The 17,308-nt window shown below is 44.2% G+C and carries 17 protein-coding genes, 2 tRNA genes and 2 rRNA genes; 7 read left to right on the top strand and 14 right to left on the bottom strand.

All coding sequences use genetic code 11. The features are described 5' to 3' along the window. The first annotated feature begins 30 nt into the window (after positions 1–30). From LRL21_RS31585 to LRL21_RS31570, 4 genes are all read left to right on the top strand, one after another. Entirely contained in the window at positions 31–936 is a 906-nt protein-coding gene (locus tag LRL21_RS31585) for a carbohydrate ABC transporter permease (RefSeq protein WP_240419760.1), read from the top strand. A 27-nt stretch (positions 937–963) separates the two neighbouring features. Continuing rightward, positions 964–1,809, top strand: a complete 846-nt coding sequence (locus LRL21_RS31580; RefSeq protein ID WP_240419759.1) for a carbohydrate ABC transporter permease — start codon at positions 964–966, stop codon at positions 1,807–1,809. Positions 1,810–1,970: 161 nt separating this feature from the next. Continuing rightward, positions 1,971–3,437, top strand: a complete 1,467-nt coding sequence (locus LRL21_RS31575; protein WP_338044705.1) for a PTS transporter subunit EIIC — start codon at positions 1,971–1,973, stop codon at positions 3,435–3,437. After that, positions 3,430–4,257, top strand: coding sequence for a PRD domain-containing protein (locus tag LRL21_RS31570; RefSeq protein ID WP_240419758.1), 828 nt, complete (start codon positions 3,430–3,432; stop codon positions 4,255–4,257). Before LRL21_RS31575 ends, LRL21_RS31570 begins: the two co-directional genes overlap by 8 nt. A 43-nt stretch (positions 4,258–4,300) precedes the next feature. Here LRL21_RS31570 and LRL21_RS31565 read toward each other — a convergent pair whose 3' ends face one another. The 4 genes from LRL21_RS31565 to LRL21_RS31550 form a co-directional block, all read right to left on the bottom strand. Further along, a complete protein-coding gene (locus tag LRL21_RS31565; RefSeq protein WP_240419757.1) occupies positions 4,301–4,558 on the bottom strand; it encodes a YolD-like family protein in 258 nt (85 codons plus the stop codon). Between the two features lie 260 nt (positions 4,559–4,818). Beyond that, positions 4,819–7,059, bottom strand: a complete 2,241-nt coding sequence (locus LRL21_RS31560) for a DUF4179 domain-containing protein (protein WP_240419756.1) — start codon at positions 7,057–7,059, stop codon at positions 4,819–4,821. Beyond that, the gene (locus LRL21_RS31555; protein ID WP_240419755.1) at positions 7,040–7,609 is read right to left on the bottom strand and encodes an RNA polymerase sigma factor; all 570 of its coding nucleotides are present in this window, start codon (positions 7,607–7,609) and stop codon (positions 7,040–7,042) included. Before LRL21_RS31555 ends, LRL21_RS31560 begins: the two co-directional genes overlap by 20 nt. Positions 7,610–7,856: 247 nt before the next feature. Beyond that, a tRNA-Arg gene (locus LRL21_RS31550) sits at positions 7,857–7,933 on the bottom strand. Between the two features lie 247 nt (positions 7,934–8,180). Here LRL21_RS31550 and LRL21_RS31545 point away from each other — a divergent pair. The 3 genes from LRL21_RS31545 (at position 8,181) to LRL21_RS31535 (ending at position 9,823) form a co-directional block, all read left to right on the top strand. Further along, on the top strand, positions 8,181–9,044 hold the full coding sequence (locus LRL21_RS31545; RefSeq protein WP_240419754.1) for an aldo/keto reductase: 864 nt from the start codon (positions 8,181–8,183) through the stop codon (positions 9,042–9,044). 179 nt (positions 9,045–9,223) lie between these two features. After that, positions 9,224–9,541, top strand: coding sequence for an antibiotic biosynthesis monooxygenase family protein (locus LRL21_RS31540; RefSeq protein WP_240419753.1), 318 nt, complete (start codon positions 9,224–9,226; stop codon positions 9,539–9,541). A 96-nt stretch (positions 9,542–9,637) separates the two neighbouring features. After that, the gene (locus tag LRL21_RS31535) at positions 9,638–9,823 is read left to right on the top strand and encodes a hypothetical protein (protein ID WP_240419752.1); all 186 of its coding nucleotides are present in this window, start codon (positions 9,638–9,640) and stop codon (positions 9,821–9,823) included. 162 nt (positions 9,824–9,985) lie between these two features. On the opposite strand, the gene LRL21_RS31530 is transcribed toward LRL21_RS31535, so the two are convergent. The 10 genes from LRL21_RS31530 to LRL21_RS31485 form a co-directional block, all read right to left on the bottom strand. Continuing rightward, positions 9,986–10,129: a small acid-soluble spore protein P gene (locus LRL21_RS31530; RefSeq protein WP_240419751.1), complete on the bottom strand. Its 144-nt coding sequence runs from the start codon at positions 10,127–10,129 to the stop codon at positions 9,986–9,988. Between the two features lie 15 nt (positions 10,130–10,144). Next, positions 10,145–10,492, bottom strand: a complete 348-nt coding sequence (locus tag LRL21_RS31525; RefSeq protein ID WP_076233596.1) for a hypothetical protein — start codon at positions 10,490–10,492, stop codon at positions 10,145–10,147. A gap of 228 nt (positions 10,493–10,720) precedes the next feature. Next, positions 10,721–10,810, bottom strand: a tRNA-Ser gene (locus LRL21_RS31520). 58 nt (positions 10,811–10,868) lie between these two features. Beyond that, positions 10,869–12,152 (bottom strand): serine--tRNA ligase, encoded by a 1,284-nt coding sequence (serS, locus tag LRL21_RS31515; RefSeq protein WP_240419750.1) that lies wholly within the window; start codon positions 12,150–12,152, stop codon positions 10,869–10,871. Next, positions 12,146–12,736, bottom strand: a complete 591-nt coding sequence (gene pdxT, locus LRL21_RS31510; RefSeq protein WP_275901008.1) for a pyridoxal 5'-phosphate synthase glutaminase subunit PdxT — start codon at positions 12,734–12,736, stop codon at positions 12,146–12,148. Before pdxT ends, serS begins: the two co-directional genes overlap by 7 nt. 23 nt (positions 12,737–12,759) lie before the next feature. After that, positions 12,760–13,641, bottom strand: coding sequence for a pyridoxal 5'-phosphate synthase lyase subunit PdxS (gene pdxS / locus LRL21_RS31505; protein ID WP_240419746.1), 882 nt, complete (start codon positions 13,639–13,641; stop codon positions 12,760–12,762). Positions 13,642–13,750: 109 nt separating this feature from the next. Beyond that, entirely contained in the window at positions 13,751–15,043 is a 1,293-nt protein-coding gene (locus LRL21_RS31500; RefSeq protein ID WP_240419745.1) for a D-alanyl-D-alanine carboxypeptidase family protein, read from the bottom strand. 121 nt (positions 15,044–15,164) lie between these two features. After that, positions 15,165–16,619, bottom strand: coding sequence for an IMP dehydrogenase (gene guaB / locus LRL21_RS31495; RefSeq protein WP_240419744.1), 1,455 nt, complete (start codon positions 16,617–16,619; stop codon positions 15,165–15,167). Positions 16,620–16,868: 249 nt separating this feature from the next. Then, positions 16,869–16,985 (bottom strand): 5S ribosomal RNA (rrf, locus tag LRL21_RS31490). A 220-nt stretch (positions 16,986–17,205) separates the two neighbouring features. Next, positions 17,206–17,308: ribosomal RNA gene (locus LRL21_RS31485) — 23S ribosomal RNA — on the bottom strand; the annotation flags it as partial.

Genomic DNA, 17,308 nt, shown 5'->3' with positions numbered 1-17,308 from the left:
ACAGTTGCCAAGAGGGAAGGTGAATAACGAGTGAGAACAAGATCAGCTCAGTGGGGACGGAAGCTATTTATCGCTGTTTTCATAATTCCGACTTTTCTGTTCTTCTGCCTGTTCACGGTATATCCGGTTGTGCAGGCATTATATAACTCCTTGTTTGATTGGTCGGGAGGTTCGGAAACCAAAGAATTCGTAGGATTGGGCAACTTCAAGGAGCTTCTTTCCGATCCTATTATGCATATTGCTATCGGCAACGATTATTTCTTGGTCGTAGGTAAAGTAATTGGCATTATGATAATTGCCACCTTTTTTGCGGTTGCACTTACACGCTTCAAGATCAAAGGCTCTGGCTTTTTCCGTGCTATCTTTTTTATTCCGAATGTTATTTCGGTCGTTGTCATTGGGGTTTTGTGGAATTTTATATACAATCCTCAAATTGGCTTCCTAAACGCGTTCCTATCTTTATTTACAGAAAATAAGGTGGATATCACTTGGTTAGGCTTTCCTCAACATACGATCTGGATGCTGTTACCCCCGACCATTTGGGCCGGTATCGGCTTCTATATGATTCTCATGATTGCTGCAATAGTGAATATTCCCGCTTCGTATTATGAATCGGCCAATATAGACGGCGCCAATCAATGGAGACAATTTATTAACATCACCGTACCGCTTATTTGGGAGCAAATGAAGGTTTCCATTCTGAATATCGTGTTTACGACGTTAAACGGCTCTTTCGTTATTGTATGGATTATGACAGTCGGAGGGCCCGACAACACCACTCAGGTTATGGGATCTTATTTATATCAAATGGCCTTCAGGCAATATCACTTTGGTTACGGAGCAGCCATCGGAGTCGTCATTCTGGTGATGTCGCTTATTACGACTCTAGTGCTGCAGCGGTTAATGAAACGCGATACGATTGAGATGGGCCAATGATGATTACAGTTCCGAAGGAGGGCGATCATGAATCAGCAAATCAATAACCCGCTGCTCAAATTTTTATCCAGATCTGTTCTCCTTATTTGGAGTATAAGCGTTCTTTATCCGCTGCTTTGGACGTTATTGGACGCATTGAAAAATAATGAGCAATTTTTCTTAAATAAGCCTTGGGCCTTGCCAGCAGCGCCTTTATTATGGTCGAATTTCTCCTATGTGTGGAGCAAATATCATTTTGGTACGTACTTCATCAATTCGATTGTAGTTACGTTGGGCGGTACGCTGCTGTCTCTGCTTTTAGCGGCTACTACGGCTTATATATTGGCCAGATATGTGTTTAAGGGCAGCAGCCTCTTATACGTAATTTACATCGCATCCATGATGGTACCGTTTAACCTGGCGCTTATCCCTTTATTTTTCTTAATAAATGACCTTCATTTGATCAATACATGGACCGGACTTATACTGGTATATGCGGCGAGCGCGCTGCCTTTTGGGATTTTTGTCCTCGTAGGATTTTATAAATCGCTACCGAAGGAGCTTGCAGAGGCCGCATCCATTGACGGATGCTCGGATTTCGGAATCTTCTTCAGAATCATGCTGCCGCTGTCGCAGCCAGGTCTCATTACGGTAGGGATCATGACCGTACTGACTACATGGAACGAATATATTGTCGGTACCATTCTGACGAATGATCCGGAGAAATACACATTGCCAATCGGAATTGCCGTCATGCAGGCCGAGATGCAGTACCGCACAGAATGGGGACCGTTATTTGCAGCTTTGCTGATCACGATTGTCCCGGTTCTCATTATGTACGTCTTTTTCCAGAAACAGATCGCAAGTGGAATTACTGCTGGAGCCGTGAAATGAAACGATTGTAATCGCATGATTTCCCCCATAAGAAGCACCTACTCTACATCGAAAAAATTCGATTTAGGGAGGTGTAATTTCTTATTGTACAGGTATTTATAAATCATATAAGATTTTTTATACTAAGAAAAAAGTGGGTGGCTGGAATGAGGCTCATGTATATGCTGCAGCAAATAGGACGCTCGTTAATGATCCCCATTGCCGTCCTTCCTGTCGCGGCGATACTGCTGCGCATTGGATCGATTAAGTTCGACAATCCGATTCTGCTGCACTTTGCGCAAATATGCGGATCGGGTGGAAGCGCCATATTCGATAACCTCTCGCTGCTGTTTGCTATCGGCATTGCGATAGGCCTAACATCAGGTGAAGGCATCGCAGCTTTGGCGGCAACGGCAGGTTATCTGGTTTTCAATAATGTCTTGAAGCACTTCGAAACAGGCGCTCCAGGTGTTGTGGAGAAATTGGATATGGGCATTCTTGGAGGTATTTTCTGCGGCGTCATTTCAGCAACCTTTTTCGAGAAATTTCACAATATTAAGCTGCCGAAAGCGCTCGGCTTCTTTGGCGGAAGGCGGTTCATCCCTTTAATCACCTCTCTTGCCATGGTTGTTTTTGGTGTCATCATGGGGTTTATTTGGCCCCCTGTGCAGATTGCCATTAATCAATTCGGCATATGGATCGTAGATGCGGGAAGTCCGGGAGTATTCGTCTACGGGTTTCTGAATCGACTATTAATCCCAACAGGATTGCATCATATCCTTAACAATATTGCCTGGTTTCAAATCGGGAATTACGTGACGCCCGCAGGGAGAGCGGTTACAGGGGATATGACGCGCTATTTTGCCGGAGATCCTACAGCCGGAATGTTTATGACGGGCTTCTATCCTGTTATGATGTTCGGCCTTCCGGCCGCAGTGCTTGCCATGATTAAAGGGGTGCATCCTTCCAATCGCTCTACAATCGTGCCGGTATTATACAGTGCAGGGCTAACAAGCATTCTTACCGGGGTAACGGAACCGATCGAGTTTGCCTTTATGTTCGTCGCTCCAGGTCTCTATGTGATTCACGCACTGCTTACCGGATGCTCCATGATGATTATGAATATGCTGCAAGCGAAGCTCGGATTTGGCTTTTCGGCCGGATTTATTGATATGGCGATGAATTTGAATTTTTCTTCCAAGCTGTACTGGATCTTGATTGTCGGATTGATCTATTTTGTGGTGTATTACTTCACCTTCCGCACTTTCATACGATTTTTCCACTTTGAAACACCTGGAAGTGAATTGGCGAAAGAAGGAGCTCATGAAGTTACCGCAGATGAAACGCTTGTTATTCCCGGGACCAAAAAAGACCGAACCACAAGCATCCTGCTTAACATCGGGGGCGTTTCAAATATTGTTTCCGTAGATGCATGCATAACCAGGCTAAGACTCTTGGTTAAGGACGAGAGCTTGATCAAAGAGCCCGAGCTCAAAGAGCTGGGAGCCATTGGGGTGATTCGACTCGGAAAAGGGAATGTTCATCTTGTATTTGGAACAGAATCGGAGCAGATCAGAGAGTCCATGAAGAAACTATTGCCGTCCCTGGCAACGCGGAATCCCAATAGTGCGGAGGTAACCTATGATTGAGCGCACGATTATTCATGTTCTTTCTCATAATGTAGTCTTGGCGCACCTGTCCACCGGAAAAAACTCGATTGCCTTTGGCAAAGGGATCGGATTTAAAAAGGAACCCGGTATGATTATTGACGATATTTATATTACCCAGGAGTTCCTGCTCCACACATCGGAAGTTATGAAAAGCTATGAGCAAATTCTGAACGCCGTTGATGTAAAAATTATCGGAATTACCGAAGAGGTCATTGCATATGCACAAGGAATGCTCGAGGGCGAATTCTCCGAAACGATCCATGCCTCGCTTGTCGATCATATCAACTTTGCCGTAGAACGGCAAAAACGCGGGATTTATATTACGAATCCGTTTGCCTATGAGATCCAATATATGTACCCTGAGGAATATCGGGTAGCCAAACGTTCTGTCGATTTTTTGAACGATCATTTGGATGCTACACTTCCTGAGGATGAGGTGGCTTTCCTCGCGATGCATTTTAACGGAGCACGTAATAAAGAAAAAGGCTCGGAATCATTGACCGTGGTCAAGCTGGTGTCCAAGATCATTGAAGAAGCGAGGGAGCTTGGGTACAGCTTTGACGACTCCTTCTCTACGGTCCGTTTCATCAGCCATTTGAAAAGTTTAATTGAACGGGTCAAACAAGGGAAGACCATTCAGAATCCCCTGCTCGATAAAATCAAAGTGGAGTACGGAGACACATACCTGAAAGCGGTTGTTTTGTCTATGTACTTGAATGATTCACTTGGCAAGACAGTACCTGAGGATGAAATAGGTTTTTTGGCGATGCATCTTGAACGTATGATTCAGCGGACGTAACAAAGTAAACGAAACACGTCAATTACGTATGCAACAGCCGCTTTTACTCAAACTCAACCTCAACTACATTCGCCAAGTCGATAAGATGCCAATCCCATTTTGTACCCGTTGTCTCGATTTTAATAAGTTGATGCCGCGGGTCTATTCCAGTTACGATTCCGGTTATTCGTCGGTCCTCATACTCTCCGAATAATGTAATATTCACGCTCAAATTGTTAAATTGCGAAGACAACAAGCGTCCGAATAATTCTGATTGTTCATTTTCTGTTAATTTCGATCGATAGTGCTTACTCAAATTCATATGTATAACCTCCAAAATAGGAACATTTGTTCTTATTATAACCGATTGATACACAGATTAGTCAAGTGGAAAATAAGGATTCTTCGTCAGAACGTAAAGAGGACGTTCACCTACAGTTTCCCGTAAGAGAACGTCCTTCAGTTACTGTTTTAATCTTCCGAACTTGAGTCAGTTCGTTTTTAAAGTAATGGCGTACTTGAGAGAGATCTTGTGGTCGTTTTTATTTTTTCAAGAAAAATACCAACTCAAGTTAAATATATCTATTTGATAAAACCCGCTTTCTTTAAATCTTCTATTCTGATGTAAGGACCGTCACTTAGTTGTAAGAATTCGAAGCCTTCAACTCCTATCTTCGTTCCGATTTCAACATCGTTGAATTTGATGACACTCAGTACTTTTTGGCTCTTTAGGTCATAGAAAGCCATCTCATAAACCCCATACTTATCTTTCGCAGCATTATGAACGATGAAGTCAATATTATAAATCCTCTTTAATTCCTTCGGTGATATAAACAGCAAGTCAATAGTATCAGTGAGATGCCAGCCTTTTATAGCTGCTTCATCCTCAGCATTAACGTACTTCACCGGCTGCCGTGGCTCCGGCTGCTGCGGTTCCGGTTGTGGATTCACTGGCTGCTGCGGTTCCGGTTGCGGCTTCGTTGGCTGCTGTGGCTCCGGCTGCGGCTTCGCTGGCTGCTGTGGCTCCGGCTGTGGCTTCGCTGGCTGCTGTGGCTCCGGCTGCAGCTCCTCAGGAGCCTTCTCTTTGACTATATCTCCAACGATTGATGTAGATTCTGTTGTATTCATATCGATGTGCACTTGCCAATTCACATCTTTATTTTGCTTTTCCGCAATATGGTAGGATAGGGTCAGCTCCTTTGGCTGCTGAAGCAGTTGATCGATGACCAGTACACCTTGAAAGCTGACAGTACCATCTTCATTTAAGGTCGATTTTTTCTCCAATCTTGCATTGTACTCCTTACCATTCTCGTCCTTAGCCTGCCATACACTCAATCCGATTATATCTTTGGCAAGCTCTGCCTGAATGTTAATAATTCCACCTTTACCCATGACAGGCTGCCCGTCAAAGTCTGTTTCTTTCTCATCCTCTTTGACAGAAAAGCTGCTAAAAGTGAGCTTACTTCCGTTATTTACTGTCTCAATCTGTTTTTTATTTAAATCGGCAAGGTTCAGCTTAATGCTGAAATCGGCAAGCTCTTTCGTATAGATGGCATAAAGCTTGAACGTAAGCTGCTCCGGTTTGTCGATTAACGGCGCAAACGCGTGCCACCATTTCATACCCGATGCGTCTCCCAAACCGCCCATCCCATTATTGATGTTATTTTTTCGAATACTCAGGTTTTTATCGCTTATCTCATCCCATGCTGCTACCACCTTGCCTTCTTGGTCAAGAAACTCGTAAACGACCTTATAGTCCTGGATTTCGTGTGCAAGCATGAATGGCAATAGTGGCTCACCTCTCTTAAGCTCCTCCGTCAATCCGTTGGCGATGATGATATCTTTTTTCTGCTGAGCTATCTCCGGAGTCAATTGGGTTGCCAGCGAAAGCAGCGTTAAGCTTGGAGCCAGATCCATTCTTTTCAAATCGATTATTAACCCTTGTGGAGCTGTGTATTGCTTATTGATCTCTATCGTCTTCGTAACGGCCTTGGCTTTAACCATATCAATCGGGACATTCAAAACCCAGTTCCCGGAAACCTCGCCAATTTTCTTCCAGCTAAGTTCAACGATCACTTCATCCGGCAGCTTCTTCTCTCCGGTGATCGCCTCTGTCAATGCCCGTTCTATCATCAGTTGATCGCCTTTCTTGCTGGTAACCCATCCCCCCATATTGGGGTCAATTAACTGATTCCCCGTAATGTCCTTGATAATAAACTGCAGGTCTTTCACTTTCTCCAAGTCAAGCGGGTTTCCGTCTAGATCCTTGGCTTCGCAGATGATGGCAATCCGCAGCGTATCCGCCAAAATTTCCTTTACCTCCAAGGTGATTCCCTGATCTGTCACTTTCAGATCCGACGGCTTTACAAAGCCTTCGTTATAAGCATTTTTCATCCCTGGATCGACTTGTTCAGCATTATTGAAAAAACTTTTTACGTATTCCGCAAAAGTAGGCGATACATAGGTTCCTAAAGAGATGACTACGGCCAATCCGACGGCGGCTATCGTGATTTTTTTCATAATATCGAGGCTCCTTTTTTTCCAATTGATTAGTTGGGGTGCTTTTTTCACAACTTCAGCGAGATCCGTTTCTTCCGAAGGCGTGTATGGTGTGAGCTGATCCATAATATTTTGCATGAACGCTTCATCCAGTCCCTCTTCCTCCGATGAATCCTCAAAATCGTCATGTTTACTTATCCATTGCTCCAAATGCAGCTGACAATCCTTGCAGCTTTCCAGATGTTTTTCAAACCGAATACTTTCAGAATGGGGAAGCCGGCCTTCCATATATGCGTTCAGAGGGTTAGTTTCCATACATTTCATACAAGGACTCCCCCCTTTCTCTTGATGCGTTCAGGCTTTTACGCAATTTCAATCGTGCGCGATGGAGACGCATTTGCACTGTGCTCACTGGGAGCGATAGTTGCTCACCGATTTCCTCATAGCTCAGAAACTGCTGATGCCGCAGCACAAACACCGCACGTTGATCTGGATCCAGCTCCTCAATTAATTTTTCCAGAGAAGCTTTACGTTCTTTTTCCAGATAACTGGTTTCCGGCGTATCACGATGGGTTATTTCCAAGTCGAAATCGATTAAGCTGGGTGTACGCTTGCGTTTACGAAGCTCGTCGACAGACCGATTAGCGGTGATTCGATATAACCAGGCAGAAAAGCTGTTCTCAGGCTTATATTCCTGTAGATGGTTGTAGGCTTTAATAAAAATCTCTTGGGCAATATCCTGTATGTCAGGCGATGGGCCGAGCATTTTTCGAAGAAGGGAAAATACCCGTCCCTTGTATTTATTGATAATTAGGGCAAAAGCCTGCTTATCTCCGCTAAGTATGCGATCTATAGTTTCCTGGTCTTCCTGCATTTTCGCCCTCCTATCCAAAAAGATATGCTGCGCAGCATGAGTCCTTTTTGTCCTTACACTTAAGTATGACGAAGTTAAAAGGAAAAACTTTCTTATTCCCCAAAAAATTTCGTGCAGTTATACTGTAGGTCCTGCTCGACTGATCATACAGCGTGTGCAGCATACGTTGATACACGTTACTAGCTGCTCAAGAGGCATATAAATACAAAAAAGCCACTCCGAGGAGTGGCTTTAACTTTTAAAGTAATGGCGTACCCGAGAGGGATCGAACCTCCGACCTACAGTTTAGGAAACTATCGCTCTATCCTACTGAGCTACGGGCACGCGGTAACTAATATTTTACCACAAAGCATCGTCAGAAAAAAGTCTCCGTCCAAACTTGTTTGAGCCTGTTTCGCCACCTATAACAAATGAATTTATGATTACATCAAAGTAACTAACGCAATTTATCTTAACTACTTATATCATATGGAAATACTTGGTACAATAGATTTAGCTGTAAATCATGTTTACTTGCTTCTATTGCATTGAATACAGCTTAAATCACGATCCATTGGAGGCGAATTAGAATATGACAGTTCCACACCGTCAATTAGGCTCGACTGGCCTTTCTGTTAGCGCTATCGGTATGGGAGGCATGCCTTTATCGATCAACGGCAGACCTTCAGAAGAGGAAGGCATCAAGACCATACATACTGCGCTCGAACAAGGGATTACCTTTTTTGATACAGCCAATGCGTACTGCTTGAATAATGATGATTTTGGTCATAATGAACGATTGTTAGCCAAAGCCTTGCAGCAGCATCCCCAAGCGATAGTTGCCACCAAAGGCGGCCTTACACGCCCTGATGGACGCTGGGAACCAAACGGTCATCCGGACTACTTGCGTCAAGCTTGCGAGGATAGCCTATTGGCACTCGGTTTGGATTCAATCGTATTGTATCAATTCCATCGTCCCGATCCCGCAGTTCCTTTTGCAGAATCTCTTGGCGCGTTGGCTGAATTGCAAAAGGAAGGCAAGCTGATTCACGCTGGGCTTTCCAATGTGTCTGTAGCCCATCTGGAGGAGGCCAAAGGGATCATTGAGGTTACCAGCGTGCAAAACCGAATGAATCTGTTTGATCATTCATCAATCGATGTTCTCAAATACTGCGAGGCCAATCAAATCGCATTTTTACCCTATAGCCCGCTTAATGGTATTAGCAAAGCAGGTCAGATCGGCAGCAATCCCGTCCTTTCTCGTATAGCAAATAAATATGAGGTGTCCGCTCAACAGGTTGCTCTTGCCTGGCTTTTGCAGCTTTCTCCTGTGATTATTCCGATACCGGGTGCAAGTCGTGGCAGCAGTATTGCCAATAGCGCCAAAGCTGCTGAAGTAATTTTGTCCGCAGACGATATTGCCGAACTGAATACGATCGGACAGCAGCAGGCATAGATCTTAGATTCCACTATATTAGCGCTTATTATTATCATGCAAGAGACAAGAAAGACACGTTAATCCGTGTCTTTTTTTATTTATGGAAAGGTACAGTCTCTCATTCATCAATTGACAATGATAATCTTTATCAATAAAATATTAGATATTCAATATCACTTATGAAGGATGTGTCATGCTTGTTAATTGAAACCATAACCATCATTGTAAAAGAGGGTACCTCCAATAAGGTTGTCGATCGGTTCAGTCAAGACGGAGCCGTGGAAAAATCCCCCGGGTTCGTCGATTTAAGCATTCTGGTGAAAAAAGTGCGACGTGGCGACGAAGAAGTTATCATCATGATTCGATGGGAATCAGAAGAGGCCTGGAAGGCGTGGGAAACCAGCGAAGTTCATCTGGAAGGCCATCGGAAAAGCAGAGGCCAGCCCAAACCTGAGCATATTATTAGCTCCAACCACAGCATGTATGAAATAAGGGCAGTGAAAACCGCTATTTAGTATGTGCCCTCGATCCTAAAGACCTCGTTAATTTATATTTTCTTTTTAAATTCTTCATGGTAGAATGAGGAAACTATACGAATGAGGTGTGGCGACATGTCAGATGTTTGTCGGTTCTATGTAGTTTATAATGAATTCACGATCACCATTTGTTCGGTTTTTGATGACGTTTGTGAAGAACTGGCTGTCGGGGGTACCATTTATGGTTATACCGATAATGAAGATGTTGCCCACAGCATGATGATGGAGTGTTACCAGCATTTATCTACAAATAACATGTAACAAATGATATGTAAGGGGTTAGGTTGCATTTTGTTTTTGTCGGTTTCATCGAACAATCAACATACTACACATATTTATTGTGTACAAGCATGTAGGAATAGACTGTTGAGCTGCCTCAACAGTCTTTTTTGTGTGCCTAGCACTTAAGTTAATGTGTCTTAACTAGCCTTCACCATGATTATGTCGGGAATGGTTCGCCTGCTTCACTTTTTTAGAGCCTGATAATGGCTTGTTCGGTTGATGGTCAACATTTTCCCCTCGGTCACCGCTGGGCGATTGAACCGGTTGTGCAATATTTTTTGGCATACCTACGCCTCCTTCTTAATGATGAGTTACAGCATGCAGCTGCTGTGCACATTCATGAATATGACGTACATAATCCTCAATCAGTGTTTGAATGATTTCAGTCTGCTCATTGACATGAACTCCGTCCTGCTCTACATCAATAAACTCTACCTTAACCTCTCTGGAGTCCTTGTACACGCATTTAAAATCAAAACTGTACAAAGATCGACCTTCAGTCTGAATATTCACCCACAGGGCATTTGCGTCCGCCTCATCGGCTTTTACCTCTACACGGTCCGATAAGTTCAATACAGTAGGCATCGCGTCTGACCATGCCTTCACCAATTGAGTTTGGTCTATAGCCAAGCTTTCCGTTTTTATCATCTATTGAACACCTCCACATCCTTTAAGGTGCGAAAGACCGCAATATTATATACCCGCAGACATAAGGCAATAAAAGACATTAAAATTAAAAAAGCCGCATACCCTTTTTAAAAGGATACACGACTGTGAACAGCTATGTAGAACGGGAAGGGGTATTCTCTTTTCATTCAAGGCCTCTAGTGCCTATCGTTTGGCTCTTATCACTAAATCCATACCATTTAAATTAAATGGCGGAGAGGGTGGGATTCGAACCCACGGAGACCTCACGACCTCGGCGGTTTTCAAGACCGCTGCCTTAAACCACTCGACCACCTCTCCAGGTGACAAAAAGCATTGTATCACAGAACAGTATCAATTATCAAGCTTTTCTCATTAATTATTTGCTGATCCTAGTAAGATTATTCATATAAGGTCTCAGCACGTCCGGAATAATCACACTTCCGTCCTCTTGCTGATAGTTTTCCAGTATAGCTGCAACCGTACGACCTAATGCGAGACCCGATCCATTCAAGGTATGAACGAACTCCGGCTTCGCTTTGGCATCACGGCGGAAGCGAATATTCGCACGTCTTGCCTGGAAATCCTCAAAATTACTGCAGGACGAAATTTCACGGTACATCCCGCTGTTTGGCAGCCATACTTCCAAATCATACGTTTTCGCCGAAGAGAAGCCCAGATCAGCTGTACACAAGTTGAGTACACGATATGGAAGGTCAAGCAGCTGCAGCACTTTCTCTGCATCAGCAGTCAGCTTTTCCAACTCATCGTAGGACTGCTCCGGTGTCGTCAGCTTGACCAGCTCAACCTTATTGAATTGATGCTGACGAATCAGGCCGCGGGTATCCCTACCCGCAGAACCGGCTTCTGAACGGAAGCAGGCGCTGAAGGCGACGAATTTTTGCGGCAAATGCTCACTCGTCACAATATCATCGCGATAAAAATTCGTTACTGGAACCTCTGCCGTCGGAATCAGAAAATAATCCGTGCCTCCCAGCTTAAATACATCTTCCTCAAATTTGGGAAGCTGTCCGGTTCCGGTTAAGCTGTCGCGGTTTACAATGTACGGTGGCAGCATTTCCTCGTACCCATGCTGATCACTGTGCAGATCCATCATAAAATTGATTAGAGCCCGTTCCAGACGCGCCCCAAGGCCTTTATAAAAAACAAACCTGGAGCCGGTAACCTTCGCGGCAGCCTCAAAATCAAGAATTCCGAGCTGCTGTCCGATTTCCCAGTGAGCCTTAGGTTCAAATGAGAAGACAGCGGGCTCGCCAACACGGCGAATTTCCACATTATCTTCCTCAGAGCTACCAACTGGCACACTTGTGTTCGGCATGTTCGGCATGGCCATGATGATTACGTTAAGATCCGCTTCCAATACACGAATCTCATCGTCCAGCACCTTAATTCGATCACCGACACCCTTCATTTCCTCAATTAGCGCATCTGCATCCTGCTTGGCCTTTTTCAAAGCGGCAACTTCTTGAGAAACGACATTACGGCGATTCTTTAACTGTTCCACTTCCTGCAGCAACTCTCTACGTTTCGAATCAAGGCCAGTAAAACGACTGATATCGTCCAGCGTTTTGCCACGATTCTTCATCGCCTGCACGACGCGTTGCAAATCGGCTTCGGTTCGGAACAACTTTACATCTAACAAGGAGACCCCTCCTGCTTCGCTTCACGTACCATCTCGAGGAAATAAGCATGCATCCGTTCATCATCAGTCAGCTCAGGATGAAACGAAGCTGCTAATAGATGCCCTTGACGCGCAGCAACGATCTGATCGTGATAAGTAGCTAACACCTCAACGCCTTGGCCGACTTCGTTAATTAATGGAGCCCGAATAAATACGGCACGAACATCGTCCGCGATTCCTTTAATAACCAGATTCGTTTCAAAGCTTTCACGCTGCCGTCCAAAAGCATTTCGGGCTACCTTCATATCCATAAGCTCAAGATGAGCTTCCGATTGCCCTTCAATTTCCTTGGCGATCACAATTAATCCAGCACAAGTACCAAAGATCGGCTTCTTTTGTTTTGAGAATGCACGCAAGCTATCGATAAAATCATACGTCCGCATCAGCTTGCCAATCGTAGTACTTTCACCACCAGGAATGATGATGCCGTCCAATTCATCCAGCTGCTGAATCGTTTTCACAATAATGCCTTCTCCGCCGGCCTTTTCAATTAATCGAATATGTTCAGCTACTGCTCCTTGAAGAGCCAATACACCTATCTTCATCATTGTCACCTCTTAACCGATCCTTACCAGCCGCGTTCTTGCATACGTTGTGTCGCATCCAGCTTGGAAATTTCGATACCCTTCATCGGAGCACCCAGGTTCTTGGATACTTCTCTGATCAAGTCGTAATTCGTGTAATGCGTAGTCGCTTCCACGATCGCCTTGGCAAATTTCTCAGGATTCTCCGATTTGAAAATACCAGATCCTACAAAAATCCCATCTGCCCCCAAATGCATCATCAAAGCTGCATCCGCCGGAGTGGAAACACCACCTGCCGCAAAGTTAACGACTGGCAATTTACCTGTTTCATGAATTTGCAGCAATAGTTCATAAGGTGCACCAATGTTTTTGGCTTCAGCGAAGAGCTCATCCTTGGACATCGATTTCACCTTATTAATTTGACCGACGATCATCCGCATATGGCGAACAGCCTCTACGATATTACCCGTTCCCGGCTCGCCCTTCGTACGAAGCATCGACGCACCCTCAGTAATTCTACGTAAAGCTTCTCCAAGATCCCTCGCTCCGCAAACGAAAGGAACCGTAAACTCACTTTTATTAATATGATAAACCTCATCAGCAGGCGTTAATACTTCACTTTCGTCAATATAATCGACACCCATGGATTCAAGGATCTTCGCCTCTACATAGTGTCCAATCCGCGCTTTAGCCATAACCGGAACCGTAACTACTTTCATTACTTCTTCCATAACGGTAGGATCAGCCATACGAGCTACGCCACCGGCAGCACGAATATCCGAAGGCACTCGCTCCAAAGCCATAACAGCGGAAGCTCCAGCTGCTTCAGCAATTTTTGCTTGCTCCGCGTTCATGACGTCCATAATGACGCCGCCCTTTTGCATTTCTGCCATACCTTTTTTTACACGCGATGTACCTGTTTCCATTTCCGTTTCCTCCAAACATATATACGATAATTTTTAATAAATCCACAAACCACTAAACAATCATTTTACAGGAATACCATGGAATATACAATCCGTTAGCAGGTTTTTCTTAGGACTTTGCGCCTGAAAGCATGTCACTAAAGAAGCTGCCAATCGCTCTGAACATCAATCTGAACCAGCTCGCCTGTACTACATCCGAAGTAGCAATTAAATTCGTCGTCTTTTCGTACCCCTGGTAGTTTACTTTCACCGTCCCAAGTACATCCCCTTTGGTGATAGGAGCAACCAGCTTGCTTTCGTCCACAGCTGCTGCCGTAATCTTGAACTCTTCAGGAGGCGCTCCCTTTTTGGCAACCAACGAAACTTCCTCTTGAGTAGCAAGACCTACTTGCAGTTCTATGCCTTTTTTAATATTTACCACTTTTAACGAATCTATTTCTGAATTCGCTGCGAGCACCTGTTTCTTTTCAAAATTGTTAAATCCGTAATCCAGCACCTTGCGTGTTTCCTCAAAACGCTTTGGTTCTTTGGGAGTTCCCATCACCACACTGATTAAACGGACGCCATTGCGCACTGCCGTACCTGTAAAGCAGTACCCTGCATCATCGGTAGAACCTGTTTTTAACCCATCCAGACCGGGATATGCATACTTCTTGAAATTCGTATTATCCTTATTTCCCTCCAGCATCCAGTTCCAATTTATCATTGGCGTTTTATCTTTTTCGCGAAATTTCTTCGATGGAATTTTGGTCGTCTCCAGAATCTCTGGATAATCTTTAATAAGATTATAAGCTATGAGTGCCGCATCTTTTGCCGTAAGCATGGTTTCGCCCTGTAATTCCTTGGGTGCATATTTGCCGAGATCAGCCCTTGATAATCCTGTTGCATTAATAAAGTGGGCCTGATCCGATAATCCAAACTGCTTTGCTTTTGCGTTCATCATTTTCGCAAAATCTTCTTCAGTACTACCACTGATAAACTCTGCTAATGCCACCGATGCATCATTCGCTGAATAGATCGACATCGCAGAGAACATATCTTTAAGACTCACCTGCTCTTTAAATGCCAACAAATCCCCAGAGCCGATAACATCCGCAGCATATTGACTCGTAGGAACCATATCATCCAATTTATGCTTACCACTCTTTACTGACTCCATGACCAAATATTCCGTCATCATCTTCGACATACTTGCAGGTGGGAGCGCTGTATCCGAATTAAACTCATATAAAATTTGTCCTGTTGCAGCATCCATCAAAATAGCTGATTTCGCATCCAGCTTCAAATCAACCGCTTCGGCCGCCATCGCAGACTGGGATTGGATCACCGACATCGAACCTATTTGGACAAGCAGTGCAGTAGCCAACACCATCGACACGCGTCTTACCGACAATAACAACATTATCAACTCCTATTTTCATTCTACAAACACGTATTTCTTATTGTACCACAAGCCAACAAGCCTGTTCAAAAGCAAGAAGATGGCAGCCAGCAAGGCCCCATCTTCTCATAGCTTACTCATATTATGAATAGTTCGGAGCTTCCTTCGTAATCTGCACATCATGAGGATGACTTTCCCGCAAGCCCGCACCTGTAATTTTGATAAAAGAGGTTTCGTTAATCAGGGCATCAATCGTGCTTGCCCCGCAATAACCCATGCCGGAACGTAATCCGCCTATCAGCTGATACACTGTATCTGCCAAAGGACCTTTGTAAGCAACGCGTCCCTCAATACCTTCAGGAACAAGTTTACTTTCATTTTCCTGGAAATAACGATCCTTGCTGCCTTCCTTCATCGCACCCAAAGAACCCATACCTCTGTAAACCTTAAACTTTCTGCCTTGATAAATTTCCGATTCACCAGGACTTTCGTCTGTACCTGCAAACAGGCTTCCGATCATTACAGCACTTGCTCCAGCTGCAATAGCCTTTGTAACGTCTCCAGAGTACTTAATTCCGCCATCCGCAATAATAGGTACGTTATATTCCCTAGCTACAGACGCGCAGTCGTAGATTGCCGTAATTTGCGGGACACCGATACCGGCAATAATTCGGGTTGTACAGATAGATCCTGGCCCAATACCTACCTTAACCATCGAAGCTCCAGCTGCAATTAAGTCTCTAGTTCCTTCACCAGTAGCCACATTGCCCGCACATATAGGAAGATTAGGGTATTGATCACGAAGTTTTTTTACCGTTTGAAGAATATGAATATGATGTCCATGTGCAGAATCCACGACAATCATATCAATTCCTGCTGTAACCAACGCTTCAGCGCGCTCCATTACATCCTTGGATACTCCAACTGCTGCGCCTACAAGTAATCGACCCTGCTTGTCCTTCGCAGAATTCGGGAATTGGATAGCTTTCTCAATATCTTTAATTGTGATAAGGCCTTTTAGCGTATTGTGCTCATCGACGATCGGCAGTTTTTCAATTTTATGCTTCTGCAAAATCCCCTCCGCTTGACTCAGCGTAGTTCCCACAGGAGCTGTTACCAGATTCTCACGAGTCATAACCTCTCCAATCAGAATGGAGTAATCATGAACAAAACGAAGATCCCGATTGGTCAAAATACCTACCAATTTTTTGTTCTCATCCACAACCGGAACTCCGGAAATTCGGTATTTAGCCATCAACTCTTCAGCATCATACACATGGTGGGCTGCAGTCAAAGAAAAAGGATTCGTAATAACTCCACTTTCCGAACGTTTAACGCGGTCCACTTCCTCGGCCTGCTGAGTAATGGACATATTTTTATGAATAATTCCAATTCCACCCTCTCTCGCTATGGCAATAGCCAATTTGGACTCCGTGACAGTATCCATAGCAGAGCTAAGAAGAGGAATGTTCAGTTTAATGTTGTCAGTTAATTTTGTAGAAATATCGATCTCTTTCCCAAAAACCTCCGACTTTCTCGGTACTAGCAACACATCATCAAAGGTTAAACCTTCTTTTTCAAATTTCGAATTCCACACAACCATAATCCTCCTTCAATTTTCGTAGCTGCCGTAATATATGATTGCAATATTATCAATGGGCTTTTTTCATGTCAAGTATATATTATGACAGTCCCCATAAGTAATATCAACACTAAAGTGCTTCTTCATTACTTACCTCATTTGAAAAGGTCATCAAAACTTCTTATTAGTATAGCCTAACATGCTTAGAAATCATTAAATAAAAAAACCTTTCCAGATTTTCATCCAAAAAGGTTCCTTTATTGTGCTTGGCGACGTCCTACTCTCCCAGAACCCTGCGGTTCAAGTACCATTGGCGCTGAAGGGCTTAACGGTCGTGTTCGAGATGGGAACGCGTGGTTCCCCTTCGCCATCATCACCAAACTAAGAGCTTTCGTCAGAAAGCTGACTTCGTAAGCCTAAGCTTTTTTCGAAGCGTTGCTTCTTCGAAATCGCTGCGAGAAAATATCCATCCATACTCTTCAATCAACATGAATTTACTCACAGACTTCCATTCAAGGTTTGCACCCTGAAAACTAGATCCGAAACTTCACTTCACGCTTGAGCAGCGCGTCTCACTCGCTTTCGCTTGCAAGACTCTTTCTTGGATAAGCCCTCGACCGATTAGTATTCGTCAGCTCCATACCTTGCGGCACTTCCACCCCGAACCTATCTACCTCATCGTCTATAAGGGGTCTTACATACTG

The sequence above is a fragment of the Paenibacillus periandrae genome (assembly GCF_022458865.1).
Lineage (GTDB): Bacteria > Bacillota > Bacilli > Paenibacillales > NBRC-103111 > Paenibacillus_S > Paenibacillus_S periandrae.
The sequence above is the reverse complement of the archived record's forward strand: the minus strand, read 5'-3'. Positions and strand labels throughout refer to the sequence as shown.

What these genes read in the sequence shown, in the direction of transcription:
- LRL21_RS31580 (WP_240419759.1), top strand. Translation starts at nt 964, where the DNA reads ATGAATCAGCAAATCAATAACCCGCTGCTCAAATTTTTATCCAGATCT.
- LRL21_RS31575 (WP_338044705.1), top strand. Translation starts at nt 1,971, where the DNA reads ATGCTGCAGCAAATAGGACGCTCGTTAATGATCCCCATTGCCGTCCTT.
- LRL21_RS31570 (WP_240419758.1), top strand. Translation starts at nt 3,430, where the DNA reads ATGATTGAGCGCACGATTATTCATGTTCTTTCTCATAATGTAGTCTTG.
- LRL21_RS31565 (WP_240419757.1), bottom strand. Translation starts at nt 4,558, where the DNA reads ATGAATTTGAGTAAGCACTATCGATCGAAATTAACAGAAAATGAACAA.
- LRL21_RS31560 (WP_240419756.1), bottom strand. Translation starts at nt 7,059, where the DNA reads ATGAAATGTATGGAAACTAACCCTCTGAACGCATATATGGAAGGCCGG.
- LRL21_RS31555 (WP_240419755.1), bottom strand. Translation starts at nt 7,609, where the DNA reads ATGCAGGAAGACCAGGAAACTATAGATCGCATACTTAGCGGAGATAAG.
- LRL21_RS31545 (WP_240419754.1), top strand. Translation starts at nt 8,181, where the DNA reads ATGACAGTTCCACACCGTCAATTAGGCTCGACTGGCCTTTCTGTTAGC.
- LRL21_RS31535 (WP_240419752.1), top strand. Translation starts at nt 9,638, where the DNA reads ATGTCAGATGTTTGTCGGTTCTATGTAGTTTATAATGAATTCACGATC.
- LRL21_RS31530 (WP_240419751.1), bottom strand. Translation starts at nt 10,129, where the DNA reads ATGCCAAAAAATATTGCACAACCGGTTCAATCGCCCAGCGGTGACCGA.
- LRL21_RS31525 (WP_076233596.1), bottom strand. Translation starts at nt 10,492, where the DNA reads ATGATAAAAACGGAAAGCTTGGCTATAGACCAAACTCAATTGGTGAAG.
- pdxT (WP_275901008.1), bottom strand. Translation starts at nt 12,736, where the DNA reads ATGAAGATAGGTGTATTGGCTCTTCAAGGAGCAGTAGCTGAACATATT.
- pdxS (WP_240419746.1), bottom strand. Translation starts at nt 13,641, where the DNA reads ATGGAAACAGGTACATCGCGTGTAAAAAAAGGTATGGCAGAAATGCAA.
- LRL21_RS31500 (WP_240419745.1), bottom strand. Translation starts at nt 15,043, where the DNA reads ATGTTGTTATTGTCGGTAAGACGCGTGTCGATGGTGTTGGCTACTGCA.